This window comes from Micromonospora sp. CA-240977, from assembly GCF_050942285.1.
GTDB lineage: Bacteria > Actinomycetota > Actinomycetes > Mycobacteriales > Micromonosporaceae > Micromonospora.
The window spans coordinates 5,759,059-5,785,545 of the sequence record NZ_CP192055.1 but is presented as its reverse complement, the minus strand read 5'-3'; the positions used below and the strand labels follow the sequence as shown (position 1 = coordinate 5,785,545).

General features: G+C 70.2%; 29 protein-coding genes, 1 other RNA gene and 1 pseudogene. 20 read left to right on the top strand and 11 right to left on the bottom strand.

Annotated features, from left to right (window positions below; all coding sequences use genetic code 11):
• Nucleotides 1-106 precede the first annotated feature (106 nt).
• Nucleotides 107-868: a sulfite exporter TauE/SafE family protein gene (locus ACQPWW_RS26035; protein WP_433126165.1), complete on the bottom strand. Its 762-nt coding sequence runs from the start codon at nucleotides 866-868 to the stop codon at nucleotides 107-109.
• A 208-nt stretch (nucleotides 869-1,076) separates the two neighbouring features.
• Here ACQPWW_RS26035 and ACQPWW_RS26030 point away from each other — a divergent pair, with 208 nt between their 5' ends.
• Both ACQPWW_RS26030 and rnpB read left to right on the top strand, forming a co-directional pair.
• Entirely contained in the window at nucleotides 1,077-2,033 is a 957-nt protein-coding gene (locus ACQPWW_RS26030; RefSeq protein ID WP_433126163.1) for a threonine ammonia-lyase, read from the top strand.
• Nucleotides 2,034-2,143: 110 nt separating this feature from the next.
• Nucleotides 2,144-2,559, top strand: an RNA gene (gene rnpB, locus ACQPWW_RS26025) — RNase P RNA component class A.
• Between the two features lie 195 nt (nucleotides 2,560-2,754).
• Here rnpB and ACQPWW_RS26020 read toward each other — a convergent pair.
• A complete protein-coding gene (locus ACQPWW_RS26020) occupies nucleotides 2,755-3,093 on the bottom strand; it encodes a hypothetical protein (protein ID WP_433126161.1) in 339 nt (112 codons plus the stop codon).
• A 284-nt stretch (nucleotides 3,094-3,377) separates the two neighbouring features.
• On the opposite strand from ACQPWW_RS26020, the gene ACQPWW_RS26015 reads away from it, so the two are divergent.
• Nucleotides 3,378-3,632 carry a hypothetical protein gene (locus ACQPWW_RS26015; RefSeq protein ID WP_433126159.1) on the top strand — a complete coding sequence of 85 codons (255 nt, stop codon included), beginning with the start codon at nucleotides 3,378-3,380 and terminating at the stop codon, nucleotides 3,630-3,632.
• Between the two features lie 932 nt (nucleotides 3,633-4,564).
• Here the strand turns inward: ACQPWW_RS26015 and ACQPWW_RS26010 are convergent.
• Nucleotides 4,565-4,862, bottom strand: a pseudogene (locus ACQPWW_RS26010) (transposase); the annotation flags it as partial.
• A gap of 63 nt (nucleotides 4,863-4,925) precedes the next feature.
• Between ACQPWW_RS26010 and ACQPWW_RS26005 the strand changes: the two are divergent.
• Entirely contained in the window at nucleotides 4,926-5,465 is a 540-nt protein-coding gene (locus tag ACQPWW_RS26005) for an RBBP9/YdeN family alpha/beta hydrolase (RefSeq protein WP_433126158.1), read from the top strand.
• Nucleotides 5,466-5,804: 339 nt separating this feature from the next.
• Here the strand turns inward: ACQPWW_RS26005 and ACQPWW_RS26000 are convergent, their stop codons facing one another.
• Together ACQPWW_RS26000 and ACQPWW_RS25995 are read right to left on the bottom strand one after the other, a co-directional pair.
• Nucleotides 5,805-5,996, bottom strand: coding sequence for a DUF397 domain-containing protein (locus ACQPWW_RS26000; protein WP_433126157.1), 192 nt, complete (start codon nucleotides 5,994-5,996; stop codon nucleotides 5,805-5,807).
• Nucleotides 5,983-6,789, bottom strand: a complete 807-nt coding sequence (locus ACQPWW_RS25995; protein WP_433126156.1) for a helix-turn-helix domain-containing protein — start codon at nucleotides 6,787-6,789, stop codon at nucleotides 5,983-5,985. The genes ACQPWW_RS26000 and ACQPWW_RS25995 overlap by 14 nt, the downstream gene beginning before the upstream one ends.
• Nucleotides 6,790-7,117: 328 nt before the next feature.
• Here ACQPWW_RS25995 and ACQPWW_RS25990 point away from each other — a divergent pair, with 328 nt between their 5' ends.
• Both ACQPWW_RS25990 and ACQPWW_RS25985 read left to right on the top strand, forming a co-directional pair.
• Nucleotides 7,118-7,384, top strand: a complete 267-nt coding sequence (locus tag ACQPWW_RS25990; protein WP_433126155.1) for a hypothetical protein — start codon at nucleotides 7,118-7,120, stop codon at nucleotides 7,382-7,384.
• Nucleotides 7,381-7,644, top strand: coding sequence for a hypothetical protein (locus ACQPWW_RS25985; protein WP_433126154.1), 264 nt, complete (start codon nucleotides 7,381-7,383; stop codon nucleotides 7,642-7,644). Before ACQPWW_RS25990 ends, ACQPWW_RS25985 begins: the two co-directional genes overlap by 4 nt.
• 61 nt (nucleotides 7,645-7,705) lie before the next feature.
• On the opposite strand, the gene ACQPWW_RS25980 is transcribed toward ACQPWW_RS25985, so the two are convergent.
• Nucleotides 7,706-10,345, bottom strand: a complete 2,640-nt coding sequence (locus ACQPWW_RS25980; protein ID WP_433126152.1) for a TIM-barrel domain-containing protein — start codon at nucleotides 10,343-10,345, stop codon at nucleotides 7,706-7,708.
• A gap of 435 nt (nucleotides 10,346-10,780) precedes the next feature.
• On the opposite strand from ACQPWW_RS25980, the gene ACQPWW_RS25975 reads away from it, so the two are divergent.
• Genes ACQPWW_RS25975 through ACQPWW_RS25965 form a run of 3 tightly spaced genes read left to right on the top strand, consistent with a single transcriptional unit; the run spans nucleotide 10,781 to nucleotide 12,206 of the window.
• Complete coding sequence (locus ACQPWW_RS25975; RefSeq protein WP_433126151.1) at nucleotides 10,781-11,137, top strand: hypothetical protein; 357 nt, start codon at nucleotides 10,781-10,783, stop codon at nucleotides 11,135-11,137.
• On the top strand, nucleotides 11,134-11,571 hold the full coding sequence (locus ACQPWW_RS25970) for a MerR family transcriptional regulator (RefSeq protein WP_433126150.1): 438 nt from the start codon (nucleotides 11,134-11,136) through the stop codon (nucleotides 11,569-11,571). The genes ACQPWW_RS25975 and ACQPWW_RS25970 overlap by 4 nt, the downstream gene beginning before the upstream one ends.
• Nucleotides 11,568-12,206: an SAM-dependent methyltransferase gene (locus ACQPWW_RS25965; protein ID WP_433126149.1), complete on the top strand. Its 639-nt coding sequence runs from the start codon at nucleotides 11,568-11,570 to the stop codon at nucleotides 12,204-12,206. Before ACQPWW_RS25970 ends, ACQPWW_RS25965 begins: the two co-directional genes overlap by 4 nt.
• Before the next feature lie 188 nt (nucleotides 12,207-12,394).
• On the opposite strand, the gene ACQPWW_RS25960 is transcribed toward ACQPWW_RS25965, so the two are convergent.
• From ACQPWW_RS25960 to ACQPWW_RS25950, 3 genes are all read right to left on the bottom strand, one after another.
• The gene (locus ACQPWW_RS25960) at nucleotides 12,395-12,889 is read right to left on the bottom strand and encodes a nuclear transport factor 2 family protein (RefSeq protein WP_433126148.1); all 495 of its coding nucleotides are present in this window, start codon (nucleotides 12,887-12,889) and stop codon (nucleotides 12,395-12,397) included.
• A gap of 214 nt (nucleotides 12,890-13,103) precedes the next feature.
• Complete coding sequence (locus ACQPWW_RS25955) at nucleotides 13,104-14,024, bottom strand: expansin EXLX1 family cellulose-binding protein (RefSeq protein WP_433126147.1); 921 nt, start codon at nucleotides 14,022-14,024, stop codon at nucleotides 13,104-13,106.
• 116 nt (nucleotides 14,025-14,140) lie between these two features.
• A complete protein-coding gene (locus ACQPWW_RS25950) occupies nucleotides 14,141-14,734 on the bottom strand; it encodes a TetR/AcrR family transcriptional regulator (RefSeq protein WP_433126145.1) in 594 nt (197 codons plus the stop codon).
• 109 nt (nucleotides 14,735-14,843) lie between these two features.
• On the opposite strand from ACQPWW_RS25950, the gene ACQPWW_RS25945 reads away from it, so the two are divergent.
• The 4 genes from ACQPWW_RS25945 (at nucleotide 14,844) to ACQPWW_RS25930 (ending at nucleotide 18,730) form a co-directional block, all read left to right on the top strand.
• Nucleotides 14,844-15,692 carry an SDR family oxidoreductase gene (locus ACQPWW_RS25945; RefSeq protein ID WP_433126144.1) on the top strand — a complete coding sequence of 283 codons (849 nt, stop codon included), beginning with the start codon at nucleotides 14,844-14,846 and terminating at the stop codon, nucleotides 15,690-15,692.
• Nucleotides 15,693-15,851: 159 nt separating this feature from the next.
• On the top strand, nucleotides 15,852-17,075 hold the full coding sequence (locus ACQPWW_RS25940; protein WP_433126143.1) for an epoxide hydrolase family protein: 1,224 nt from the start codon (nucleotides 15,852-15,854) through the stop codon (nucleotides 17,073-17,075).
• A complete protein-coding gene (locus tag ACQPWW_RS25935) occupies nucleotides 17,076-18,017 on the top strand; it encodes a redoxin domain-containing protein (protein ID WP_433126142.1) in 942 nt (313 codons plus the stop codon).
• 101 nt (nucleotides 18,018-18,118) lie between these two features.
• Nucleotides 18,119-18,730: a GNAT family N-acetyltransferase gene (locus ACQPWW_RS25930; protein WP_433126140.1), complete on the top strand. Its 612-nt coding sequence runs from the start codon at nucleotides 18,119-18,121 to the stop codon at nucleotides 18,728-18,730.
• A gap of 42 nt (nucleotides 18,731-18,772) precedes the next feature.
• On the opposite strand, the gene ACQPWW_RS25925 is transcribed toward ACQPWW_RS25930, so the two are convergent.
• Complete coding sequence (locus ACQPWW_RS25925; RefSeq protein WP_433126138.1) at nucleotides 18,773-19,363, bottom strand: GrpB family protein; 591 nt, start codon at nucleotides 19,361-19,363, stop codon at nucleotides 18,773-18,775.
• A gap of 142 nt (nucleotides 19,364-19,505) precedes the next feature.
• On the opposite strand from ACQPWW_RS25925, the gene ACQPWW_RS25920 reads away from it, so the two are divergent.
• From ACQPWW_RS25920 to ACQPWW_RS25910, 3 genes are read left to right on the top strand one after another with little or no spacing between them, the layout of a single operon-like run.
• Entirely contained in the window at nucleotides 19,506-20,378 is an 873-nt protein-coding gene (locus ACQPWW_RS25920) for an AraC family transcriptional regulator (protein WP_433126137.1), read from the top strand.
• Nucleotides 20,379-20,398: 20 nt separating this feature from the next.
• Complete coding sequence (locus ACQPWW_RS25915; protein ID WP_433126135.1) at nucleotides 20,399-20,731, top strand: PadR family transcriptional regulator; 333 nt, start codon at nucleotides 20,399-20,401, stop codon at nucleotides 20,729-20,731.
• Nucleotides 20,725-21,705 (top strand): hypothetical protein, encoded by a 981-nt coding sequence (locus tag ACQPWW_RS25910; RefSeq protein WP_433126133.1) that lies wholly within the window; start codon nucleotides 20,725-20,727, stop codon nucleotides 21,703-21,705. The genes ACQPWW_RS25915 and ACQPWW_RS25910 overlap by 7 nt, the downstream gene beginning before the upstream one ends.
• A 10-nt stretch (nucleotides 21,706-21,715) precedes the next feature.
• Here ACQPWW_RS25910 and ACQPWW_RS25905 read toward each other — a convergent pair whose 3' ends face one another.
• Nucleotides 21,716-22,213: an NUDIX hydrolase gene (locus ACQPWW_RS25905; protein WP_433126132.1), complete on the bottom strand. Its 498-nt coding sequence runs from the start codon at nucleotides 22,211-22,213 to the stop codon at nucleotides 21,716-21,718.
• Nucleotides 22,214-22,531: 318 nt separating this feature from the next.
• Between ACQPWW_RS25905 and ACQPWW_RS25900 the strand changes: the two genes are divergently transcribed.
• The 4 genes from ACQPWW_RS25900 (at nucleotide 22,532) to npdG (ending at nucleotide 26,198) form a co-directional block, all read left to right on the top strand.
• Nucleotides 22,532-22,735: a hypothetical protein gene (locus tag ACQPWW_RS25900; RefSeq protein WP_238647524.1), complete on the top strand. Its 204-nt coding sequence runs from the start codon at nucleotides 22,532-22,534 to the stop codon at nucleotides 22,733-22,735.
• A gap of 82 nt (nucleotides 22,736-22,817) precedes the next feature.
• Entirely contained in the window at nucleotides 22,818-23,660 is an 843-nt protein-coding gene (locus ACQPWW_RS25895) for a histone (RefSeq protein ID WP_433126130.1), read from the top strand.
• Nucleotides 23,661-23,966: 306 nt separating this feature from the next.
• On the top strand, nucleotides 23,967-25,397 hold the full coding sequence (locus tag ACQPWW_RS25890) for an RNB domain-containing ribonuclease (protein WP_433126129.1): 1,431 nt from the start codon (nucleotides 23,967-23,969) through the stop codon (nucleotides 25,395-25,397).
• A 102-nt stretch (nucleotides 25,398-25,499) separates the two neighbouring features.
• Nucleotides 25,500-26,198 carry an NADPH-dependent F420 reductase gene (npdG, locus tag ACQPWW_RS25885; protein ID WP_433126128.1) on the top strand — a complete coding sequence of 233 codons (699 nt, stop codon included), beginning with the start codon at nucleotides 25,500-25,502 and terminating at the stop codon, nucleotides 26,196-26,198.
• Nucleotides 26,199-26,487 lie beyond the last annotated feature (289 nt).

Sequence of the window (26,487 nt, the reverse complement as noted above, 5' to 3'; positions counted from 1 at the left end):
CGGTTCGCTTTCAAGATCGACACGCTTTACCGGGAAATCGCTGCTTCAACGCGCGCCGACGCAGCGGTTTCCCGGTAAGTCGGGCGGATCTTGGCGTCGGACGGCGTCAGTTCAGGGCGCGCCAGAGCAGGTACAGGCCGATCGTCGTGCCGAACACCACGATCAGCGCCTTGAGCAGCACCGACGGCAGCCGGCGTACCAGCCGGGCGCCCGCGTACCCGCCGATCAGGGTGGCCGGGGCGACCACCGCGACGGCCGTCCAGTTGACCGGGCCGAACAGGGCGAAGACCACGAGCGTGGTCAACCCCACCAGCGCGGAGAGCAGATTCTTGATCGCGCTGACCCGCGCCAGGGTCGCGTCCAGCACCAGGGCCAGCCCGGCGACCAGCATCACCCCGAGCGCCGCACCGAAGTAACCGCCGTACACCGCACCCAGCGCGACCATCGTCTGCACCGTGACCGTGCGCCGGCGTGGCGACAGGTCCCGAGGATGACCGACCAGCCGGCGCAGCGGATCCTGGAAGGCCAGGACCGCTGTCGCGCCGAGGACCAGGAAGGGTACGACCAACTCGAACGCGCGGGCCGGGGTGGCCAGCAGCAGCAGCGCGCCGAGAATCGTGCCGACGATCGTGGTGGGCAGCAGCGTGGCCAGGGCACGGGGGCGCGGCAGGTCCATCCGGCTGCCCGCCACGCTGGCCAGGTAACCGGGGAACACCGCGATGGAGTTGCTGACGTTCGCCGCGACCGGAGGCAACCCGATCGCGATCATCGCCGGAAAGGTGATCAGCGAACCACCACCGGCCACCGCGTTGACCGTGCCGGCGGAGAGACCGGCGGCGAGCAGCAGCGCGGCGTGGGAGAGATCCATAGCTCCACGAGGCTAGCCCGGCCGATCGGACTCCCGCACGACCGGCTGGCCAATCGCCCGCGCCCCGACACCGAACGTCAGTGGGTGGTCGGCGTCACGATGGGGGAGTATGTCGTCTGCTCCTGATCCGCGGGCAGCGGCGCCACGATTGACCGTGGCGCCGCTGCCCTCGGACTGGCCCGTGCCGCTGCTGTGGCACGCTTCGGTAATGATCGAGCTCGCGGACATCGAGGCGGCCGTCGACCGGATCGCCGGCCATGTGGTCCACACACCCACCGTGCCCAGCCCCGGCCTGTCCGAGCTGCTCGGCGTGCCCGTCACCGCCAAGCTGGAGCTGCTGCAACGTACGGGGTCGTTCAAGGCGCGTGGCGCGGCGGCGAAGCTGCTCGTCCTGGACGACGCCGAGCGGGCGGCGGGCGTGGTCGCGGTCAGTGGCGGCAACCACGGCATCGCGGTCGCGGTGATGGCCGGCGCCCTGGGCGTGGCGGCGACCGTGGTGATGCCCCGGACGGCGCCGGCGCGTGCCGTCGAGGTGGCCCGCGCGGCCGGTGCCGACGTCCATCTGACCGACAGCATGTCCGCTGCGTTCGCGCTCATGTCCCAGTTGCGGGAGGACGGCCTGACCCTGCTGCACCCGTTCGACGACCCGGTGGTGCTCGCCGGGCAGGGCACTGTCGGATTGGAGTTCGCCGACGACGCCGGTGAGTTGACCGACGTGCTGGTCAGCGTCGGCGGCGGGGCGCTGATCTCCGGGGTGGCCGCGGCGCTGCGGGCACGCCGGCCGGGGGTACGGGTCTGGGGCGTGGAGACCGAGGGCGCGCAGGCGATGTCGCAGGCCCTGGCCAAGGGTGGGCCGGTCGAGGTGCCGCTGTCGTCGATCGTCACCACGCTCAGCGCACCGACCGTCTCGCGGCTCACCTACGACCACGTGACCGCACTGGTCAGCGACGTGCTCGTCGTCTCCGACGCCGAGGCGGTGCGGGGGACGGTGGAGTTGGCCGAACATGCGAAGGTCTGGGCCGAGCCGGCCGCCGGATGCCTGCTGCCGGCCGCCCGCCGGGTACGGGAGCGGGTGGGTGACGATGCCCGGTTGGGTCTCGTGCTCTGCGGCGGCAACTCCACGGTCGCCGACGTGGCGTCGTGGACGGCGCGGCTGGAGGCCTGAGCGCCCTCGGGCGTCTGCCGGTCGCGCCGGTCCGCCATCGTCGTCGGCTGAACCGAGCCGGGGCGGAATGGGGCATCCCCACCACGCCGTTAGGATGGAGGCGCGACGGACGAGTCGACCGGGCGGCCGCGTCGGCGGGCTACGGCCCGCCGCCGAGGAACGTCCGGACTCCACAGGGCAGGGTGGTTGTTAACGGCAACCCGGGGTGACCCGCGGGACAGTGCCACAGAAAACAGACCGCCGACCCCAACGGGGACGGTAAGGGTGAAACGGTGGGGTAAGAGCCCACCAGCACCCCGGGTGACCGGGGTGGCTCGGTAAACCCCACCCGGAGCAAGGCCAAGCAAGGGCCGTCACCGCAAGATGACGACCCGGCGCAGACGCTTGAGGGCTGCCCGCCCGATGTCTGCGGGTAGGCCGCTGGAGCCTGCCGGCAACGGCAGGCCGAGATGGATGGCCGCCGCCGGCGCAAACCCCTCGGGGTACGCGCCGCGCACAGAATCCGGCGTACAGGTCGACTCGTCCGTCGCCCACCAGCTCAGAGATCTGATCAGGGCTCTGGGCTGGTTCTAGTTCGGGCGTCGATGGTCGTCCATGGTCAACTTTGGTCGGCGTATGACGCCCTGAGGACGCCCTGACGCCCTGGAGACGCCCTGAGCGGTGGCTCAGCCAGCCTCCTGCCGGCTTGGCTATGCGCCGGAGCGATTCGCCAGAGCTGTCACTACAACTCGCGCCAATCACCTGCGCGATCAGGGTCACCCGTGCGAACGAAGTCCTCGACAACCTGCCAGGCGCGTTCGAGGTTCAGAACGAAGTCCGCGGTGAACTCGACCGGGTCGTCCAGCACCAGTACTTTCGCATCCGCGCTCGCAGGCTCATCGGCGGCCAGCAGGGACATGGCGTCCTCGTCCGTTATTAGATGGACGACCGCCACAGACCCAGTGAACCCGAGCGTCAGCACAGGTAATGCGGCACCGGCCCGCACTTCGAGGTAGCCGCGCCCCTGGGCACGCAGCTCATCGAACCGCTCGATGAGGCCAGCGACGTCGGATCGCTCCACCGGAGCGAACCTTCCTGACGTCGGAGACGTAGCACCCCACGAAATGTTCACTCGGCAACCTCCTCGGCGATCACGAGACTATGGCTTCGGAGTACCCCCATCCCGGAGCAGCATCGGGCCGGACACGTCCTGGCATTGTTTCCGCGCCCCGGTGACACGGTGACAAGCCGGTCCCGGGGTTGGACTGGGGCGGCAGGCGGAAGCTTGGACGCACGACCAGGGCGACCCGCTCGCTTCCGTGGTGGCCTCCGTGATCCCATCGATGCATGGGATGGAGCGAGCGCGTGCCGGAGCTGCTGGCGCACCTGGGGGAGATGGGACTGATCGGGCTCGTCAAGGTTGACGGCGAGCGGGAGCACAAGCCCTGGACGGTGGTGATCGCGGGCCAGCGAATCGATGGCGCGTCGATCAGGGTCGAGGGGAACAGCCTTGAGTACTGCCTGAGCCATGCGGTCGCCGCGCTTGGTCAGCGTTTCCCGGGTGACCTCGCTCTGGACTTCGGTCCGACCGTGGGGCGGTATCCCGGCGGCGCGCATTGAGAGCACGGGCACGGCGACCGCCTCGGTCTGAACCTGGGAGATTTCAGCGTCCACAGAGACCGTCCAGCCGTGTCACTCCCACAGATCGGCACCCTCGTCGCCGGACGGGTCCGTCTCCCCCAGAGACTCATGGAGTCCCCTGATCTCGCGGCCCGTCGGGTTGCACTCCGCGTCCGTCTCGATAAGGTGCCAGCCAGGGTCGCTCTCGCGCGCGCTCGGGTCCCCGCCCCCGTCGAGGATGCACACTGCGGCGACGACCGCCTCGTATGCCCCAGCTCGCGCGACCAGCAGCACATCGTGGAGATCGACCCCAGCGCCGGCCCGGTGTCCCTGAATGCCGTCAAGAGACCACGTGCCGGAAACCGATCGCTTGGGTGTGAAGGAGATATCACACGGTGCTGAGCTGCGGTGTTGGCGGCGGTGAGTTGATTCAACGGTCCGCGAGTGTCCACAGGCGTCCACCCCTGTCCGCGTCGATCGGCAGTCAGTTGGTCACCCAGCATCGACTGTCGGGTGCTCACCATCTGCGGAAATCGCACACGTCCCTGAACGCCTGCTGGATCAGATCCCAGGGCTTCTCAATTTCGACTCTCCCGCTTGCGGCACCCGAATAGCGCGAAGTGTCTCGCATTAGGAAAACCGCGCCAATCCACGCCGTCATTACACCCAACACCATGGCAGCAAACAACATTACGATGATTGGCGCAAGAACATTCGGCGCAACACCGAGTCGAGCAAGCACCATCAGCGCCAGCGTTACCGGAAAGAGTAGGGCGAGGCGCATCCCTCTCACAAAAGCGGTATCGGTACGACTGCACTATTGCAGACATATTGGGACTATCCAAGGGGATCTCCATTCCGGTCCCAAGCGCTCGCAAATACAGTCGCACGCCGAGTCAACCGGATGTGCCATCCCGATGCTCCTATGGAGGTCAAGGGGCGAGGGCGGCGAAGTCGGCCTGTAAGGGCGGTGTAGACGTCGCGAACGATGTAGCGCTTGAGGCAGCGTAGGATTTCCTGCTTGCTGAGGCCTTAGGTGATGCGTCGTTGCTGGTAGGCGCGGGTGCGTGGGTCATGGCGCAGGCGGCAGAGCGCGATGGTGTGAAGGGCGTGGTTGGCTCCGCGGTCGCCTCCTCGGTGGAGACGGTGGCAGTGCACCGGTCCGGAGCTGGCGGGGATGGGTGCACCGCCGCAGAGGTGGGCGAGTGCTGCTTCTGACCGCGGCCGGTCGCATTCTGGCGGTTCGGTACGCGCTCCGCCCGGGCCCCGGGATCGGCGCACTATCCTCCCAGGATGACGCGTTATCTTGTCGTGCCCGGTCGAGGAATTCCGTCCCCCGACCACTGGTCGCGCGGCTGGGTCAGGGACTATCCGAAGTGCCAGTGGGCGCCCGAACCCCCCGGGCCACCGTACGTCGCCGCCGAACGGGTCGCGGCCCTGCACGCTGCGATCAGCGCCGACAGTGAGCCGGTCATTCTCTTGGCGCACAGTGCGGGTTGCCTGGCCGTCGCCCTCTGGGCCAGCCAGCACGTCGGTCCCGTCCGTGCCGCCCTGCTGGTCACACCGCCGTACCTGGATCCAGACTGGACTCCCGACCCTCGCGAAGCTGTCGATGTATTCATCGACGATGTGCCACGAGAGCCACTGCCCTTCCGCTCGATCCTGGTCGCCAGTCGCAACGACCCATCCGCAACTTTGGAGCAGTTCGAAGCGTACGCGCGGGACTGGGGCTCGGAACTGTTCGACGCGGGCGCGGTCGGGCACCTGGACTCCAAGACCGGCTTCGGCGCGTGGCCCGACGGCCAGAACCTGGTCCGATCGCTGGCTATCTAGGCGCGGCACGCGGCATGATGTGCCGTTCCCCGGTGTCGCCCATCGAGTTCAACATCGGGTCGGACGATCCCGTGGATTCGATCATGTTGCACGTACGCGGCGGCGACGTCCTGGCCGTTGTCGCACGGATCGTCGCCGTGATCGGTGGTCGCGCCCTCGACATTTCGACTGGCGAATTCGTGACCGGCGATTTCACTCAAACCGCAGGGTGGCACGGCTTCCAGCAGTACCGGGACCAGATCCTCCGTCGTAGCAGACGTCTGTCACCGGCTGGTATCGCGACGGCTGCGTCGCACGCGCCCCGTCCTGGGCGCGGGCGCTGTCGCACGTCGGCCTCGCTTACGGCCGCTCCGACACCTGTGCGATGAACGCGGCCCAGACTGTTGGGGCGAAGACCAATGCCGGTCCGGTGACGTCCTTCGAGTCACGGACAGCCACAACTCCGGGCAGATTGCTCGCCACCTCGACGCAGTTCCCGCCGCTCGCGCCGCTACGGGTGGACTTGCGCCACCGCGCGTTACTGAGGTCCATGATGGCTCTCAACTTCCTTCAGCAGGTCGATGGACTGCCGGCGCGGTAGAGCCTCGTTGCGGACGCTCTCCCACCGTGCCTGAAGCGTAGCCACATCATCGTCCTTGTCGATGACGTCACCGCCAAGCTGGTTTTCGAGGTGACCTACCCATCCGCCCTCCTTAGAGCGGGCCAGCGCGAACGGTCCGGACAGCCCGATGTGCAGGCCGCTGGCGGCCGGTACGACGTGGACGTGAACGTGTGGAAGCTCGGCCATCGCGATGAGATGGGCGATCTGCTGAGCCATGATTCCGCCGAGATCATGACCGGTACGCCGTATCGCGCCTTCGTCCAGCACGGCGACGAACTGCGGCCGGTGCTCTCCGGTGAGGATTGCTTGCCGGCTCATGCGCGCCTGCACGCGCTGCTCAACCTCGTCGTCGGTGAGGCTTTCGTCTGTCCGCAGGACGGTGCGGGCGTAGTGCTCAACCTGTAGCAGGCCGGGGATCAGGTTGGGCTCGAAGTAGCGAAGCTGTATCGCCTCGCGCTCGGCGTCCAACCAGGGCAGGAACCACGACGGGGTGCCGAACTTCGTCGCCAGGCGCTCGAAGAGTCCGCCGCTCTTCAGCGCCCGGTCCGCGCCCTTGATGAAATCCATCGTCAGTGCTCGGGTGCCGCTCTCCACGGCGCTGACGTGTGAGGCGCTGAAGCCCGCTGCCCGGCCGAACGACTCTTGCGTCATCCCGGACGCTCCGCGAGCACGGCGGATCTCGCTCACGATGAAGTCCGCAAGGGGACTCGGCACGTCAGCCATTCAACGCTCCTCAAATCGGAGATCGACTACCCGAGGTGCCACACGTCGGGTCCCCGTTAGGCCAGGTCAGCCCGGACGACGGAAGCACCTTCCGAGCGTAGTGGCCTCCACAGCAGAGTGTCACCAGGCGACGCGGCTGGTAGGGATCACGAGACCCGGCGGTCGCGTTCGTAGCGGGGCCGCTCCCGACGGGCGAGCACTCACGGGAGCGGCCCCTTCCCAACGGCACCAAGGGGGAGACCGTGCCCGACGACAAACCCGAGAAGCCCAACCCGGAGTTGGCGAGCCCGCCGGGGGCGTACCCGTGGGGTTTGTGGTGATCGAAAAGATGACGGCCGGGGATGTGGTCTGTCTGACCACCGCGGCGAGCGTGCAGTTCCTGCGCCCGATCTTCGTACGCGTCATCCGGGAGTTGCCCGAGCGGCACACGTACCACGGGTGGGTCTGGATCGAGGGTTACGAGCTGAACGCGGCGGGCGACGCGGTGGCGCACCGCGAGCTGTACGTGATGCGCGCGGGCGTGCGGTTGCAGGCCCTGCCCGTCGCACCGACCAGGCCGGCCAAACGCCGGCGACGTCCGGTGCCTGTCGGATGACCGCCCGCCCTCGCCCGCACCTGCCGATGCGCCCGGCGTGGTTGTGCCGCAACTGCGCCGCTCCCTGGCCGTGCGGTCCCGCTCAGCTCGCCCTCGCTACCGAGTTCTGCGGTCACTCGATCGCGCTGGCGTTCTACCTCGCCGCGTCGATGCAGGAGGCGATCGACGACGTGTACGGCCTGGGGCTGCGCCCGGATCTGCCGGCGATGCACGCCAGGTTCCTCGGCTGGTTGTCGCTGGCCCGACGGTCACACGGATAGCCAGCAAACGAACCGGCCGGGTGGGTTGCCCCACCCGGCCGGTGTCCGGATCTCTGGACCGTCAGTGCTTCTTGAACACCGGCATGGTGTCCAGCGTGGTGGTGATGTTCTCCGTGGTGCCGCCCCGGTACGTCTTCCCGGTGAAGATGTCGGTCCAGCTGTTGCCCGGCGGGAACCACACCGACGTCGTGGCGGTGGTGCCCGGCGTCGTCACCGGTGCCACCAGGTAGTCCGGGCCGTAGAGGTACTCGGATCCGGCGGTGGCGTAGGCGGCCTGCTCATTCGGGTACGCCAGGTACATCGACCGGACGATTGGCGTGCCCGTGCGGGTGGCCTCCTGAGCGGCGGCGTAGGTGTAGGGCTGCAGTTCCTTCCGCAGGTTCAGGAACTTCTTGGCCGACGCGTTCGCCGCCGGGCCGTACTGCCAGGGCAGCCTGTCGCTGTGGTTGGAGTGCAGCCTGTCGATCGGCTGGAACGTGCCGAACTGGACCCACCGGGCGTAGAGGTCGTCGGGCAGCTTGGTGCTGCCCGGCTCGGTGCCCGGCTCCTTCAGGCCGCCGGTGTGCCCACCGATGTCGTGGCTGACCGCGGCCAGCCCGGTCGCGGCCGACTCGCCGGGCGTGTAGCCGACCTCCATCTGGAGGGTCGACCAGTCGGAGGTGGTGTCGCCGGTGAAGTGGAGCGTGGTGCGCTTGTCGGCCCACGGGCCCGTCGACACCGGGGTCGGGCTGCCGTAGCCGCCGGCCTGCAACGAGCCGTACGCGCGGGAGAAGGCGAAGCCGTTCTTGTCGGCGTACTGCTTGTTGATCCAGGCGTCCGCTGTCACCCCGGTGAGCGAGGACCTGGTGTTGTCGCAGCACCAGTCCAACCACCAGAGGTCCGGACCCTTGGTGCCCTTGGGCAGCATCTCGTCGTGGAGCTGGAGGTACGCCTTGAGCTGGTCCGGGTCGCCGAAGTCGAAGGCGTAGCAGTCGGGACCGCCGTTGCAGCCGACGCGCTGGAGCTTGCCCTTGGCGGTGGCCTGTGCCTGGGCGAACTTCGGGTCCGAGCCGAGGATGCTCGGGTGGATGTTGATGCCGGTGCGCAGGCCCTGCTTCTTGGCCCAGTCGAAGAACGCCTTCGGGTCGGGGATCCGGGTGGGGTCGATGCTCCAGCCGTTCCACTTGTCCGGCGCCTTGATGTCGGTGTCGAGGACAAGAACATCCATGGGTACGCCCTCAGCCCGGGCCCGGGCCACCAGCGCCTGGAATTCGGTCGCGGTGCGGTCGTAGTACTCGGAGTACCACACCCCGTACGCCCACTTGGGCAGCAGCTTTGTGGGCCCGGTCAGGGTCGACAGGTCCTTCAGCGCACGGGTGAAGTCCTGGCCGTACGCGAAGACGTAGCCGTCCTGCTCGGGGGCGGGCCGGGGCTTGGTGGTGCTCAGCGCCGAGGCCGAGTCGTCGAGCAGGTACCAGCCGTCCTGGTAGAGCAGGCCCGGAGCGGTGAGCGCGGCACCTGTCACGCCGTCCAGGCCCCGGCGGTAACCGCCGAGCGGCGCGTGCGGGGCGAGCAGCGGGGAGCTCTTGCTTGTGACGGCGACCGTGTCGACGTTGACGTTGCAACTGGCGTCGGTGGGGCACCCAAGGGTCACGGTGTTGGTGCCGGGGTTGAGGTGGACCGGCACGGAAACGGTGTTCCAGTAGTCCCATCCGCTGGTCGGCGGAAGGGTCGCCGTGACCGGCGCCGCCGTCCCGGCCGTGACCGACATGGTGCGCGCCTGGCTCGGCTGTGCGCCGGCCTGTCCGTTGGCGTAGCGGATCTGCACCTGGTAGTCGCCCGTGGACGGAACATCCGTCACGGTGAGCGCGACGGCGGACGTCGTGCTCTCCAGGCCGGCCAGGAATCCCGTACCGGAAGCGCCGTTGTGGTCGTTCGCGGGCTTCGCACCGCCGGCCAGCGCGCCGGTCTCGGCCTCGCCCAGCGTGCCGAAGCGCAGGGGCTGCGGCTGGGGCGCGGCCGGGGCCGGGAACGGGTCACCCGGGTTGACCACCGCGAGGCTGTCGACGTTCACGTTGCCGGAGTCGTTGGGACCCCGCACGACGCTGATCTCGTGCCGACCCGCGGTGAGGTCGACGGGCACGCTGGCCAGGCCCCAGGTGTCCCAGTTCGCGGTGGGCGGCAGCGTCAGCGTGTGGCCGGCGTCGCCGTCGACCTGGACCGTCAGGGTGCGGGCCACGTTCTGGCCGTCGCCGCCGGTGCTGTTGGCGTAGCGGACGGAGAGCTGCTTCGTGCCGGCTGCCGGCGCGTCGAGAGCGAACGTGACCGAGTCGCCGGACGAGGCGAAACCGGCCGCGAAGCCGCGCCCGGTGTATCCCCGGTGGTCGGTGGCCACGCCGGGCCCGCTCAGTTGCAGTGACTCGGCCTCGCAGAGCGCGCCGAACGCGCAGGCCGGGGCGGTGTGGCCGGCCCAGGGTTGCCCCTGCACGAGCTGCCTACCGGCCTTGAGCTGGACTGTGAGGTTGTCGGCGGTGAACGCGCCCGAGCCGACCTGGTAGCGCAGCGTCATCTCACCGGTGTCGATGGTGAGCCAACCGTGGTCGACGTGCTTGGTGAACCGCGTACGGGGGAAGTCGTCGCGCCCGATGGCGTTGAACGTGGCGGCGTCGGTGAACGTGCCGTCCTTCTGGTACTCGGTGCGGATCAGGGTCGGGGACAGCACCTCGAAACGCGCGTCGCCCGACCGTACGGCTCCGTCTTGCGCCTTGTGACGGCTGGCCTGGGCTGGCGCGGACGGAGCGAGTGCCAGCCCCGTGATGAGAATGCCGGCCGCGGCGGCTGCTGTCGCCCGGCGGCCCGGTGAGTTCCGATAGAGCAAGATGCGCTCCTCGTCTCATATGGAGGAAATAAGTCGATGACAACGCTGTCACTCCACCGAAACGCCTGTCAACGGACCGTGAAGGGTGTCCCTTCTCTCTTTCGCGGCGGTCGTCCTCGTACCGGCAGGTGGGCCGTGTCGGTGATGCCCTGGCCGCCAACGTCCATGGCGTGGCGGAGCGGACACATGCGGCGGTCGATGGCCGCCGCGAGCGGGTAGGAGGAGGGGCGCACCGAAGGGCTTGCATCCGATACGTAGGTACAGGCTTACCGTCGGGTTATGAGTGACCACCACCGCACGACGGACGACGCCTGGGCGCCGGAGGCCTGCACCCTCCCGAGGGCTGAACGGCCGCTGCGGCTCGCCGAGTTCGACAAGTTCTTCACCGATGCGGTGCGGGGCCTCGACCGACTGTCGGCCCAGCATCTGCGGTTACAACTCGACGGCAGCCCGCAGGTCGAAGAGGCGGCGCGGAACCTGACGGCCCGGGAGTCGTCCTGCTGCTCCTTCTTCACCTTCGGCCTCTCCCGGCCTGACGCGGATTCGTTGGCGCTGGATGTTCGGGTACCAGCGGCCCACGTCCACGTGCTCGACGCCCTCGTCGAGCGGGCCGTGTCCGCTCGGAGGCGTCGGTGACCAGGTCGGAACTGCGCACCGGGCAACTGGCCGGCGCGGCCGGAGTCAACAAGCAGACGTTGCGCTACTACGAGCGTCTGGGCCTGCTCGACCCGCCGCAGCGGTCGCCCGGCGGGCACCGGCTCTATCCGGCCGAGACGGTCACCCTGCTGCGCGTCATCAAGACCGCGCAACGACTGGGCTTCACTCTCAACGAGGTCGCCGACCTGCTCGACACCTGTCGGCACCAGCACAGTGGTCGACCCGGTGCCGGCCTCCAGGCACGTGCCAGTGAGAAGCTGATCGAGGTCGAGCAGAAGCTGGCCGACCTGACCGTTATCCGCGACACCCTGGGGGCCGCCATCTCGGCCGGTTGCGACGACCTTGTCGCCTGCGCCGAGGACTCCCGCTGCCCACTGCCCTTCGCAGACCGGATGGCAGCATGGCTTCGGTGACCGCTGCTACCGACTGGCACGACTGGCACCTGCCCTACGACGACGACACGTCGCCGCTGTCGCGGCGGCTTCGGCTCGTTCAGCGGCACATCGACGCCTGGCTCGATGAACGGCCGGACCCCTCGCTCCGGGTGGTCAGCGTCTGCGCGGGGCAGGGGCGTGACCTCATCGGCGCTCTCGCGCCGCGGCCGGACGCCGATCGGGTACGCGCGGAACTGATCGAGTACGACCCGCGCAACGTTGCCGCCGCCCGGAGGGGCATCGCCGCCGCCAGGCTCACCGGGTTCACCGCCACCGAAGCCGATGCGGGTGACTTCGCCGCGTACCGGACGGCCGTCCCTGCCGACCTGGTCGTTCTCGCCGGGGTGCTGGGCAACATCAGTGCGGGAGACGTGCGGGCAACTGTCGACGCCCTGCCTCGGCTGTGCGCCTCCGGTGCCACGGTGATCTGGACCAGGACCCGCCGCGCCCCCGATCTCACCCCGGCGATCCGCGGCTGGTTCGCCGCCGCCGGCTTCGCCGAGGAAGCCTTTCACGCACCGTCCGACGTGCTGTTCTCGGTAGGCGTCCATCGGTTCCACGGACAACCGCAGCAGGCGCCACCGAGCGGCAGAATCTTCACGTTTGCCGTGTGAGGCCTATGTGCCCGGCGTGGACGCCCCCCGTAGCTCACTCAGAGGGAGCGGGTTTCCTCGAGGATGACCCGAGCTGGTTCCCGTATCGACCGCCGGGACCGCAGAACACCCGAAGTACGTGGACTTCTGTCACACGCGATGCTATCCACAGCAGGTCTTTCGGGCGGACACCCGGGCGTCGGGGGCCGCTATCGAGGCGCGGCGCGCGGCATGATGTGCCGTTCCCCGGTGTCGGCCATCGAGTGCAACATGCCGGCGGCGAGCGGGATGAGCCGGGCGAGCCCGGGTTGTCTGTTGCGCCGGGCCAGTTCCGGTCCGAGCCTTGTCATCAGCAGGGTCAGCGCCGGCAGGGGGCGGATGAAGAGCGTGATCTCGCTGATCAGGCCATCGGCGCGCAGGCGTAGGCGCTGCGCCTCACCGAGACGCCGGCCGCCGACCTGGGCCTCGTAGAACAGCGCCACGGTACGGCCCTCGGCGACCTGGTCGGTGTAGGTGATGCCGTCGATCGCGGCCAGGGCCACCTCGAGCAGGTCGCGTACCTGTTGGCGACCCTGGAAGGTGAACCGCTCGGTGATCGGCGAGAGCAGCGTGACCCCGGGGCTGAGTGCGGCGACCGCCGCTTCGGCGTCACCTGCCTCGCCGGCGGCACGCCAGGCGGCGACGGCGGGATACGGCTGATTCACCGGTGCCTCGTGCGGGTGGGCGGCGTTGCTCGAACCATGAACCTGGCGATGACGATCCTCCGATCCTGCGGACAACTCGACTGATCGAGCATCGCCGTCGAAGACGCGGGGGAGGATCCCGCCATCGGGCCAGCCGCATCCCCCGGCGGAGTGAGTGCCGCTGCCCGTCATCACCTGGCACGACGGCACGGCGGGTCGGCGTCGGTGGGGTGGGTCAGCAGCGAGGGGCGTTGAGCGGAGCGGCACCGGCGAGGGCTTCGACGGTCGCCGTCGGTGCCACCGATTCGGACGGGGTCGGGGAGGGCGCGATGCTGGGGGACGGCGGGGCCGAGGGCGAACTGCTGGGCGTGGGGGAGGCGAGGGTGGCCGTGCTGCGCTGGACCTGCTTCGTGACCATGCGGATGGTGGTGGCGGTCGCCTGGCGTCCGTACACATCGGTGACCCTGATGCGGTAGGGCCCGGGTCCCAGCCCGCCCTCGACGGTCCAGTAGTTGTCGCTCTGGCGGGCCGCCTTGCGGAAGCCGCCGCCGGGCCCGGTCGCCTCCACCGAGCGCAGCGGGTTGCCGTGGTTGCCGACCTGGACGGCAAACCAGTACTGCGAGGCGCCGCCCTTCATCCGGAAGGTGAGCCCGCCGTCGAGCGGCGGGTTCACCACCGCCCGGTACGTCACGGAGGCGATGCCCTGCGCCCGGTCGGCAATCTTGGCGAACGCCTCGTCGGAGAGGTCGATCTTGCCGGACCCGCACCCGCCGCACTGGTCCATGACCATGACCCGGACGGTGCCCTTCGGGCCGGTCACGTCCAGGTAGCTGCCGCAGGCCGCGGCCCCGGAGTACGTCGACGAGCCGACGGCCACGTAGAGCCGGTCCGCCGGTGGGCCCGGGAAGGAACAGTTGCCGCCCGAGCGGCCGGCGTCGTAGAAGCTGGCCTTTGCCTTGTGGACGGTGTTCCCCGTCGGTGGCGCGGCGCAGGCCGGGGTGGCGCCGCCGCGGACGGCGAGGGTGATGCCGAGTACGGCGGCCAGGGCGGTGACCCCGGCGCCGGCCCACCAGTGTCTGACCCGCCGACTCGACCGGAGTGTGCCGTTGGTGCCGTCCGGGGTGTCGTTCTCGGGGTCCGTGCCTGGTGCCGTCACGGCGCCTGATGTTGCCGCACCAGCTCGCGGCGGTGCAACTAGATCCACTCGGCTTCAAGAAAGGCGGGGTGTCCTGTGGCCCGGGATGGACCGGTTTCGAGGAAGCCGAGCGGTTCTCATTGGCGGGGGCGCAACCCGTCGAGGGCGGTGGTGACGACGCGGTCGGCGTACTCGGCGGTGAGCGGTCCGCTGCGTTGCAGCCATCGGCTGAACAACGGTCCCCAGATCAGGTCCACCGCCACGTCGAGGTCGATGTCCTCGGCGAGTTGTCCGGCCTGTTGGGCGCTGCGCAGGCGCTGCCGTTTGGCCTCCTTCAACGGCCCGTCAAGGCGTTCGGCGTAGGCCGCCGCCAGCTCGGGGTCGAGCGCGATCTCGGTGGCCAGCGCGCGCATCGGCTGCTCGTACCGCGGATCGTTCATCTCCTCGACAGTGGCGCGGAGCACCACTGTCAGGTCGGCCGCCAGGTCGCCGGTGTCCGGCAGGGCCGGTGGCCCACCCTCGGCGGTCTCGCTGAGCATGAGGAAGGCGTCGAAGATGACAGCGCCCTTGGACGGCCACCAGCGGTAGATGGTCTGTTTGCCGACGCCGGCGCGCGCGGCGATGCCCTCGATGCTGACCTTCGCGTACCCGATCTCCTGGAGCAGGTCGAAGGCCGCGGTGAGGATGGCGCGTCGGGAGGTTTCTCTCCGGCGGGCCGTGTTGGGGGTCATGGGCGCCACGATATCAGTGACGAGACGAACCGTCTCGTCTTGACGGCAGGGGTGGAGCGGCCTAATCTCCTCTCCATGACGAGACGGACCGTCTCGTCTCGCTTGAGGGATGGAGACCGCCATGCGTACCTGGTTCATCACCGGCGCCAGCCGCGGCCTGGGCCGCGCCTTTGCCGAAGCGGCGCTCGACAGTGGGGACCGCGTGGTCGCCGCCGCCCGGACCATCACGCACGACGACTTCGACGAGCGGCACGGCGACCGGGTACTGGCGCTGACCCTCGACGTGACCGACCGGGCGGCGGTCTTCGCCGCCGTGGCCACCGCCGTCGAGCACTTCGGACAGCTCGACATCGTCGTCAACAACGCCGGCACGCTGTCCATGGGAATGGTCGAGGAGTTCACCGAGGCGCAGGCGCGAGCCCAGTTCGAGGTCAACCTCTTCGGCGCGCTGTGGGTCAGTCAGGCCGTGCTGCCGCACCTGCGCGCCCAACGCTCCGGCCACATCGTGCAGGTTTCCAGCATCGCCGCGCTCGGCGGCTTTCCGAGCACCGGCATGTACAGCGCGAGCAAGTTCGCCCTGGAGGGCATGAGCGAAGCCCTCGCGATGGAGGCGGCAGCCTTCGACGTCAAACTCGGCATCGTGCAGCCGGGCGGTTACTGGACCGACCTCTACACCAGTTTGAGCGCCACCACACCGATGGAGGCGTACGCACCGCTCCGCGCCGAGCTGGAACGGCAGTGGGCGGAGGGATCGATCGACAGCGAACCCCGGCTGGCCGCCGAGGCGTTGCTGCGCCTTGTCGACAGCGACGACCCGCCGCTGCGGCTCCTGCTCGGGAGCATGGTGTACGACCTGGCGTTCGACATCGCCCGCCGGCGAATGGACACCTGGGCGGGCTGGGAGCAGGTAAGCCGAGCCGCCGAGCACGCCGTCGCCGCCCCCGCAACTGACTCATGAGAGGGCTGCGCGTATCGCCACGAGCAACCGGTGCGGCGTTCTAGGCTCCGAGATATGGCGGCGGCGTGCCCATCTCGAATTCGCACATAAGTCCGGGCAGTGCCTTCACCCCATGATTTCTCCTCGCGAGGCGCAAACCTAGACGGAGAGGAAACACGCATGGCTGTCAAAACCAAGACCCGTCCGGGTACCACGGAGATTCGGCCGTTCTCGGTAGACATCCCGCAGGCCGACCTCGATGACCTGAAGAGGCGCATCGCGGCGACTCGCTGGCCGGAAAAGGAAACGGTGCCCGACCAGTCCCAGGGTGTACAACTCGCGACCATCCAGACGCTCGCCCGCTATTGGGAGAAGGAATACGACTGGCGCAAGGTCGAGGCGAGGCTCAACGCCCTGCCGCAGTTCATGACCGAGATCGACGGCCTCGACATCCACTTCCTGCACATCCGCTCGAAGCATGAGGATGCGTTGCCGCTCGTCATCACCCACGGGTGGCCCGGCTCGGTGATCGAGCAGTTGAAAATCGTCGACCCGCTCACCAACCCCACGGCACACGGCGGCAACGCGTCGGACGCCTTCCACCTGGTAATCCCCTCGATGCCTGGCTACGGCTTCTCGGGCAAGCCGAGCAAATCGGGCTGGGACCCGGAACACATCGCCACTGCCTGGACAGAGCTGATGAAGCGCCTCGGCTACACGCGGTTCGTGGCGCAGGGCGGCGACTGGGGGTCGCTCATCTCGGAGATGATGGCGGTGCAGGCGCCTCCGGAACTGCTCGGCATCCACGTCAACATGCCGGGCGTGTTTCCGCCGGAGATCGATGCGCTGCTCCAGTCCGGTATCACCGGAGCCAACAACCCTCTGGATTCGCTCCCGGCTGATCTTTCGAACGACGAGAAGCGCGCCTGTGAGCAGGCGGACTTCTTTTGGAAGCACTCCAGCTACGCGCTTGAGATGGGTCGCGCGCAGACGTTGACCGGGCTGGCCGACTCACCCGTCGCCCTGGCGGCCTACATGCTCGACCACGACGCGGCCAGCCTGAAAATGCTCTCCGAGTCCATCGCCGGGCAGCCCAGAGGAATCACACCAGAGGATGTCCTCGACAACATCACGCTCTTCTGGTTGACGAACACGGGGGTTTCTGCGGCTCGCCTCTACGCCGAGAACACGCTCTCCTTCTTCTCCGCCAAGGGCATCTCCATCCCAGTCGCCGTGAGCGTCTTTCCCGACGAGCTGTACGAGGCACCGCAGAGCTGGGCCGAGCAGGCGTACCCGAACCTCATCTACTACAACAAGCTCGACGTGGGCGGGCACTTCGCGGCCTGGGAACAGCCGAAGATCTTCTCCGAAGAGCTTCGTACCGCCTTCCGGTCGCTGCGCTAGATGGCCGTGCACCTGCCCCCGCTCGACGGGGCGGCCGAGTGGCTCAACTCCGAGCCACTCGGCCCCGCCGACCTGGGTGGGCGCGTCGTCCTTGTCAACTTCTGGACGCTTACCTGCATCAACTGGCTGCGCCAGGAGCCGTACGTCCGGGCCTGGTCGCAGGCCTACCGCGACGACGGGCTGGTCGTCGTCGGGGTGCACACGCCGGAGTTCTCGTTCGAGCACGAGGCCGACCAGGTGCGCCGAGCGGTAGCGGCGCGATCGATCGACTACCCGGTCGCTGTCGACAACGACTTCGCGATCTGGCGCGCCTTCGACAACCAGTACTGGCCGGCGCTGTACTTCGTCGACACCAACGGGGTCATCCGGGACGAGCACTTCGGCGAGGGACGCTACGAGCAGTCCGAACGGGTTCTCCAGCAGCTGCTCGGCATCGAGCGCGACCCCGTACCCGTGCGGGGTCTCGGGCCGGAGGCGGAGGCCGACTGGGGCAACCTGCGGACGCCCGAGACGTACCTCGGTTTCCGCCGGGGCGAACACTTCGCGTCGCCGAACGGCGCCGCGCTCGACGAGCGCCGCGGCTACGACCTTCCGGAAAGCCTGGGCCTCAACCAGTGGGCCCTGGCGGGGGAGTGGACGATCGGAGCGGAGAACGTCGCCCTGGACCGGGCCGGCGGCGGCATCGCCTTCCGGTTCCACGCCCGCGACGCGCATCTCGTGCTGGCCCCTGGTGCGGGACACTCGATCCCGTTCCGGGTGCTGCTCGACGGCGCGGCCCCCGGCCCGTCGCACGGCGTCGACGTCGACGAGGACGGCAACGGCGTGCTCCAGGACGGCCGGCTCTACCAGCTCGTCCGGCAGGACGGCGCGGTCCGTGAGCGGACCCTGGAGATCACGTTCGGTGAGCCCGGCGCCGAGGCGTACGCCTTCACCTTCGGCTGACGCGCAGATCGACAACGTAATCGTGCTGCCGGCCGGGGACGAGTCTCCGGTCTGCCACCGGGTCAGGGTCAAGGCGCTTTTTCCGGCTAGTGTCGACTGCTGTGACAGCGCCTGAGATCACCGTCGCCACCCCAGCCGACCGCGATGCCGTGGTCGGTTCGCTGGTCGCCGCGTTCGTCAAGGATCCCGTGCTGCGGCACCTGTTCCCCGACGAGGACACCTATCCCCGGTACGCCGCCGCCTTCTTCGGGCGCCTCTTCGACAAGCGGGTGCACCTGTCGTCGATCTGGACGATCGGTGGGGGCGCGTCGGCCGCCCTCTGGGACCCGCCGGCCGGTCAACCGGCTGCCGGACCTGCTGTCGGACCGGCTGCCGCGCCGGCTGCCGGGCGCGGGTCGCCGGAGGAAGCTCCTTACCCGGCCGACGTGCTGGCCCGGGTGCAGAGCTACGGCGACGCCGTGTATGCCGCGCTGCCGACGTACCCGTTCTGGTACCTCGGTGTCCTGGGCACCCACCCCGACAGCGCCGGACGCGGTTGGGGCCGCGCCGTCATGCGGGCCGGGCTGGATCGGGCCGCCGCCGACGGACTGCCGGCGATCCTGGAGACCAGCAACCCGGCCAACGTGGAGTTGTACCGCCGCGCCGGCTGGGAGGTGCTGGGCTTCCTGTCGGAGCCCGTGTCCACCTGGATCATGCAGCGGCCGCCCCGCTGAGACGTCACTGTCGGCGACGGATCGCGGCCCCGCTGGCTGGCGTCATGCGGCGAAGATGCGGGCGTAGATCTCGTCGATGACGGCGTTCTTCGCCAGGCTGTAGTCACGGGGTCGGTGCGCGGTCTCCCGCGCGAGGCGGCGCTTCGTCGCGGCGTACCGCTCCCGGTCGTGCGGATGCGAGCGCAGCCAGTCGCGGAAGAGCCGGTGTCGAACGGGTTCCGGCGCACCCTGCGGCCAGACGTGCAGGTTGACGTCCTCGGCGGGGCTGAGCAGCATCCGGTGCCCGTGCCACCAGGGCTCCCGCAGGACGAGCCGGTAGCCGAGCCGTTCCAGCGCGGGAAGGTAGCCGGACTCCTCGGCGGTGTCCTCGATGACGAGGTCGACGTCGATGACGGGCTTGGCCGCGAGCTGCGGCACCGCGGTGGACCCGACGTGTTCCACTCCGATGACCAGACCACCAAGCGCCAGGGTGATCGACGAGCGGACGGCGACGAACCGCTGCGCCCAGGCCGGGTCGTACTCCTCGATGACGACGGACTCCCACATCCGTGGCGGCTCGCCCACCAGGCCGGCGTCGACCTGTTCGGGAGTGCCGTGGAAGCGCTGCACGACGTCCTGCGGATACTCGGCCACGGCAACCTCCCGAAGACGCAAAGTCCGCCAGGATACGACAGGACGAGCGGTGCGGCCCCACCCGACCATCGCGGGCACCGGATGTCGGGTGGGCCACCGGTCCTGCCGCCTAGCGTCGTGCGCGACAGGGAAGGAGATCCGGGTGCTGGAGCGGCTCAACGACGCCATGACGTACATCGAGCGGCGCCTCGATCGGCGGATCGAGGTGACCGAGCTGGCGCGGATCGCGCTGACGTCGGAGTACCACTTCCGGCGACTGTTCTCCGCGCTGGCCGGGATGCCGTTGTCGGAGTACATCCGTCGGCGTCGGCTCACCGTCGCGGCGGCGGACGTGCTGGCGGGGGAGCGGACGTTGCTCGACGTCGCGGTGCGCTACGGGTACGGGTCGACCGAGGCGTTCGCCCGGGCCTTCCACGCCATGCACGGCGTGGGGCCCGGAGAGGCTCGGCGTACGGGGGCGACGCTGCGCGCCCAACCCCGGATGTCCTTCCGACTCACCCTCGAAGGGAGCGGCAGCATGGATTACCGGATCGTCGGCAAGGACGCGTTCACGCTGGTGGGGCGCAAGGCCCGGGTCCCGCTGGTGCACGAGGGGATGAACCCGGCGATTGTCGCGTTCGTCCGGGGCATCGACACGGAGACGACCGGGCGGATCGAGGCGCTCTCCGATCAGGAGCCGGCCGGGATCGTCAACGTCAGCGACAACCTCGCCGAGCGCCGGGAGGAGGGCACCGAGCTGGACTACTGGCACGGGGTGGTGACCGGGGCCGTGCCACCGGAGGACCTGGACGCGCTGCCGGTGCAGGCCGGGACGTGGGCGGTGTTCACCGCCTCCGGAGCGTTCCCGCAGACGGTGCAGCATCTGTGGCGCGACGTGTTCACCAAGTGGTTTCCGTCCAATCCGTACCGCAGCCGACCTGGACCGGAGATCTCGCGGGTCCGGGTGTCCGCGGACGGCACCGAGGCGGACGCCGAGCTGTGGATTCCCGTCGAACGGGCACCCACCCCTATGTAGAGCAACGATATAGTGGCGGCATGCGGATCACCATTCCGGTCGCGAAGGTGCTCGGGGCACTGCTCGCCGAGCCCGACGCGCAGCGCTACGGGCTGGACCTGATGCGATTGACCGGCCTGCCCAGCGGCACCCTCTACCCGGTGCTGCACCGCCTGAGCGCGGCCGGCTGGCTGGCCGCCGACTGGGAGGCGATCGACCCGGTCGCGGCCGGCCGGCCCGCCCGCCGCTACTACCGGCTGACCGCCGTCGGGGTGGCGCAGGCCCGGCGGGCCCTCGCCGACCTGCGCGCCGCGATCCCCGACGGTCGCCCGTCGTGGGGCGGCACCGAGCCCACCGGAGCACCCGCGTGGTGACCCGCCGGGCCGCCGAGCTGCTGCTGGAGATGGCCGTACGCCGCTGGCCGGCCGACATCCGCGACGACCTGCGCCGGGAGTGGGCCGCCGAGTTGCACGTGCTCGCCGAGAGCGGTCACCGGACGAAGATGCTCGGCTTCGCGGTGAGCCTCGCCGTCAGCCGGGCCGGCGCCCCGCTCGTCGACCGCAGCCTGATGCGCGGTCGGGTCGGCCGCACCGCCGCCGCGTTGCTGCTGTCCCCACTCGCCTGCGTCGGGATCGTGGTCGTCAGTGCGTTCGTCTTCATCCCGATCGAGCGCATGCTCGCCGAGAGCTGGTCCGAGCGGGCGCAGAGACCGCTCTGGGCGGCGTTCACCGTCGGGTTGGCGCTGCTGCTTGCGGTGTTCGCCGCGCGGTGGGCCCGGTACACCGCACTTGACGGCCCGCTCCGCATTGCGCTCGGCGTGGTGCTCCCCGTCGGGGCGGCCGCCGTCGTGTTCCTGTACGTCCTCCAGCCGGACGAGCTGGCCGCCACCCTGCCCGGTCTGCTGCTCTGGTTGGCCGGTCTGACGCTGGCCCTCTGGGCCGCCGCGAGCCTCGCCGCCCGGGGTCGACTCCGTGCGGCCTGGTGGGTTGGCGTCCTCGGCGCACTCGCCGCCGCCGACCTCGCGGTGATTCTCGCTGTCGTCGACGCGATTTCGGCGGGCGATCGCGCTGGCCCGGTCATCGGTCCGACGCCAGTGGACAGCATCGACCGGATATCCGCGCCGCTGTGGCTCCTCGCCGCCTGGACAGACTGGAACATCGGCCTACCCCGACCCACGATTCCATGGGAGATCTTCGGAATCATCAGCAACCGGGTGCCGTTGGAACCCATGCTCTACCTGGCCTGCACGCCGTACGCGCTCGCGTACGCCATTCGGGCGGCGCGGTCCGGGCCCTCCGCGCCGGTCGCCCTTGCGCCGGCTCCGATACCGAAGCCGTCGTCGGTCTGATCCGCGCGGCTCAGTCGGGCACGTCGTCCCACGTCATGCCCGGCTCCAGGTAGCCGGCCGACTGGTTGTCGCGCAGGGCGTACGCGATGACAAGCAGGGCGTGCTTGTCCAGCTCGGGCAGCCGGTCCAACGGGAACCACCGCACGGCCAGCGACTCGTCGTCGTTGACCCGGGCGGTGCCCGCCACCACCCGGCACAGGAAGCCCAGGTTCAGGTATTCGCACCGATCCCCGTTGGGGTACGTGTGCGGGTGCGAGACGGCACTGGACATCCGTACCGGCGCGACGTCCAGACCCGTCTCCTCGCGGACCTCACGGACCAGCGCCGTGGCCGGCTGCTCGCCCGGCTCGACGAAACCGCTGATCACCGACCAGCGGCCGTCGTCGGCCCGCTGGCCGAGCAGCAGCTCACCGGCGTCGTTGCGGACGACGGCGCTGACGCTCGGCAGCCAGAGCAGGTCGTGACCGACGTGCTTGCGCATCCCCACGATGTAGTCCGGTATCGCCATCCGGCGATCATAGGCGCGACCGAATTCGCGTCGGCGGCGTCGCGGGTCGTCGGCGTCCAGGCGCCACTCACAGCGGGGACACCGGGGCGCCGTGTCTCGTACCGATGCCGTCTTCGCCCCACCGCCCCCGTGCCGGTCAGCGTGCCGATCACGAGCGCAGATCATGCCCCGGCGCCTGACGTGCGGAAATTGACTGTTCGTCCCGACCCTATTTCGCTGTTCGGGCCCCACGGACCCCATGCATATCTACTGTGGAGAGGGTCGGCGACTTGTGCGATCCGGTGGCGGCCTGCCGGTTCGCGGTGCACAGTGATTCCCATGAGCGACAGCGAACGTGGTGGGCAGTTCTACTGGTGCACCCGGCATCACCGGGTCGAGACGGACGCCGACGTGTGTCCGGCGAAGCACGTTCTCGGCCCGTACAACTCGGCGGCCGACGCGGAGAACGCCCTGCAACGCGTGCAGGAGCGCAACGAGGCGTGGGATGCCGAGGACGCTCGTTGGGCCGGGGAGGACAAGTAGACGGCGCGGGACGGCCCGCGCCGAGGCAGTTCGTGCTCCGCGAGGACGCACGCGAGAGCACGTCCCCAAGGAGGGAACCACGATGGCCGAAGCACAGCAGGCCACCACCCGCCCGACCGCTCGGCGCACCACCGCCAAGAAGACCGCCGCGGCGGAGCGCAACACGGCGGCGAGCCGGACCACCCCCGTGCGCAAGTCCACCGCGGGCGCGGCGGCGGCGAAGGCTCCCGCCAGGAAGGCCGCCGGCGGCGCGGGGCGCGCCCCGGCGAAGAAGACCACCACCGCGGCGAAGAAGGCCCCGGCCACGCGGACCACCACGGCGGCGAAGAAGGCCCCGGCCACGAGGACCACCACTGCGGCGAAGAAGGCCCCCGCGAAGAAGGCCGCGACGAAGACCAGCGTGGCGGCCCGGAAGGCCCCGGCGAAGACCTCGACCGCCACCCGCAAGGTGGCGGCGAAGAAGACCACCGCGGCCACGGCGACGGGTACGGCGAAGAAGACGACCAGCGCGGCGAAGAAGACGACGAGCGCCGCGAAGAAGACCACGGCGTCGGCGGCGAAGCGGACCACCGCCGCGGCGAAGGCGCCCGCTCGCAAGGCCGCGACCAAGGCGTCCGCCGTGAAGAAGACCGCCGCGAAGAAGGCCCCGGCCAAGAAGGCCCCGGCGAAGAAGACCGCTTCCACCCGCCCGAGCGTCGGCGCCCGCAAGACCGCGGCGAAGAAGGCGCCGGCCGCGAAGGCGACCGGCACGTCGTCGACCACCGCCCGCAAGGCGGCGGCGAAGAAGGCCCCGGCGAAGAAGACCACAGCGGCCAAGGCGCCGGCCCGCAAGGTGACCGCCCGCAAGTCGCCGGCCCGCCCGGTCGCCGCCCGGGCCACCACCCCCCGGGGTACGCGCAGCACCGCCCGGAAGGCGACCGGCTGAGCGCAGGCCGCCTCGGCCCGGCACCGGCTCGTTCGACGGCCTGCCGAGGCCGTTGCGGCGGACCATCACGGGCTCGTTCGACGGCCTGCTGTGGTCGTTGCGGCGGACCATCACGGCCTCGTTCGACCGACCCGCCGTGGCGGACCACCACGCCGTCCCGAGGTGGCGTGCCCTGGCGTGGCTCGTGGCCGGGCCTGCGCTGACCGGCTCCGGGCGTGGCTCGGCGAGGTGGGCCGGGGGCGGTTCGACGGAGATCTCGGCCGGTCACCGGAAGCGGATCACCGACGACGCTGTCAGGATTGACCCGTGGTCATCCGACGCGTACTCGCGCCCCGCATCGACTTCGGCGCGCTGCGCCGCGAGCTCGGCCTGCCCGAGGGCTTCCCGGCGGCCGCCCAACGGGAGGCCGACGCGGCCGCCGCCGCGCCGCCGCGGCCGTCCGTCGACCGCACCGACATACCGTTCGTCACTGTCGACCCGGCCAGCTCGCGTGACCTGGACCAGGCGATGCACCTCACCCGCCGTCGGGGCGGCGGCTACCGGGTGCGGTACGCGATCGCCGACGTCGCCGCGCACGTCCACCCGGGCGGCCCGCTCGAGGAGGAGACGTGGCGGCGCGGGCAGACGGTCTACCTGCCCGACGGTCACGTGCCGCTGCACCCGTTGACGCTCAGTGAGGGCGCGGCCAGCCTGCTGCCCGACGATGACCGGGCGGCCGTGGTGTGGACCATCGACCTGGACGCCGACGGCGGCACGGTTGCCGTCGAGCTGGAACGCGCCCTGGTGCGCAGCCGCGCCAAACTCGACTACACCGGGGTGCAGGCCGCGGCCAACGCCGGGCGGCTGCCCGAGCCCATCGCGCTGCTACCCGAGATCGGCGAACGATTGACCGCCCGGGGACTGCGTCGTGGCGCCATCAACCTGCCCCTGCCCGAGCAGGACGTGGAGCCCGACGGTGACGGCTGGCGGCTGGTGCTGCGGGGGCCCGTGCCGATGGAGGAGCACAACGCGCAGATCTCCCTGTTGACCGGCATGGCCGCCGCCGACATCATGCTGGCCGGTGGGATCGGCCTGCTGCGGACCATGCCCGCCCCGAAACCGGAGGCGGTGCAGCGGCTGCGGGCGGCTGCCGCCCCGCTGGGCGTGCACTGGCCGGACGGCGCCGGCCCCGGCGAGGTGATCGCCAGCCTGGACGCCGCACAACCACGCTCCGCCGCCTTCATCGACCAGGCAGCCGAGCTGATGCGCGGCGCGGCGTACACCGCCTTCGACGGCACGCGGCCGGAGCACCCGGAGCACGGGGGAGTGGCCGCCGCGTACGCCCACGTCACGGCGCCGTTGCGACGCCTGGCCGACCGGTACGCCACCGAGGTCTGCCTGGCCCTGCACGCGGGCCGGGAAGTGCCCGACTGGGCGCGTGCCGCGCTGCCCCGGTTGCCCGAGGTGATGGCCAACACCGACCGGACTGCCTCCGCAGCCGCCCGGGGCGCCGTCGAGCTGGCCGAGGCGGTGCTGCTGGCGGACCGGGTGGGGGAGACCTTCGACGCGGCCGTCCTCGACGTCGACGCCCCGCCCAACGGCAAGTCCCGGCCCCGCCCGCCCGGCGGAACGGTGGCCCTGGACGCCCCACCGGTCCGGTCCCGCTGCCTCGGCGCGCTGCCGCTCGGTGAGCGGGTCCGGGTCCGCCTGGTCACCGCCGATCCGGCCGCCCGTACGGTGCTGTTCGAGCTGGCCTGAACTGCCTCGCGGCCAGGTCGCCCGGGGCGGCGTCTCCGGCAGCGGGGATTGTCACAGCGTCTGGCGCTGCTGACGGACCGAGCGGTTTGCGAGGATGAGCCCATGGCATACGACGCGAGCACGCTGCCCGACGTGTCCGGGCTGACGGTCGGCATCATCGGTGGCACCGGCGACCAGGGTCGTGGCCTCGCCTACCGGCTCGCCAGGGCGGGGCAGACGGTGCTGATCGGCTCCCGGTCGGCGGAGCGGGCCGCCGAGTCCGCCGCCGAGATCGCCGCGCTGCCCCGGATGCCGGCCGACGCCCGCATCACCGGCGCGGCCAACGACGAGGTGGCCCGGCGCAGCGACGTGGTGATCATCGCGGTGCCGTGGGACGGGCACGCCGCGACGGTCGCCGCGCTCGCCGAACCGCTCGCCGGCACGATCGTCATCGACTGTGTCAACCCGCTGGGCTTCGACAAGCAGGGCCCCTACGCGCTCACCGTCGCCGAGGGCAGTGCCGTCCAGCAGGCTGCCGCACTGCTGCCCGACTCCCGCGTCTGCGCGGCGTTCAACCACGTCAGCGCCCCGCTGCTGGCCGACCCCGAGGTCGACCGGATCGACCTCGACGTGCTGATCTGCACCGAAGACCGGGAGCTCGTCGACGTCGTCGGGGCGCTCGCCGCCCGCATCCCCGGGATGCGCGGCATCTACGCCGGCCGGTTGCGCAACGCCCACCAGATCGAGGCGTTCACCGCCAACCTGATCGCGATCAACAAGCGCTACAAGGCGCACGCCGGCATCCGCGTCACCGACCTCTGAGAGCGCACCGCCTGCTCCCGGCAGGGCGGCTGGGCTCGGCTCCTGGCAGGACGGCCAGGGCCGGGGCCTTGCTCGCCGCGCCGGGGCCTTGCTTGCCGCGCCGGGGCCTTGCTTGCCGAGCCGGGGCCTTGCTTGCCGAGCCGGGGCCTTGCTTGCCGAGCCGGGGCCTTGCTTGCCGAGCCGGGCCTTGCTCGCCGAGCCGCGGCCTTGCTCGCCGTCCCATGCCCGGGCGCGCTGAGGCCGTGCGGATCGGCCCACACCCCGCCCACGTTGCGCCCCACGGCACCTT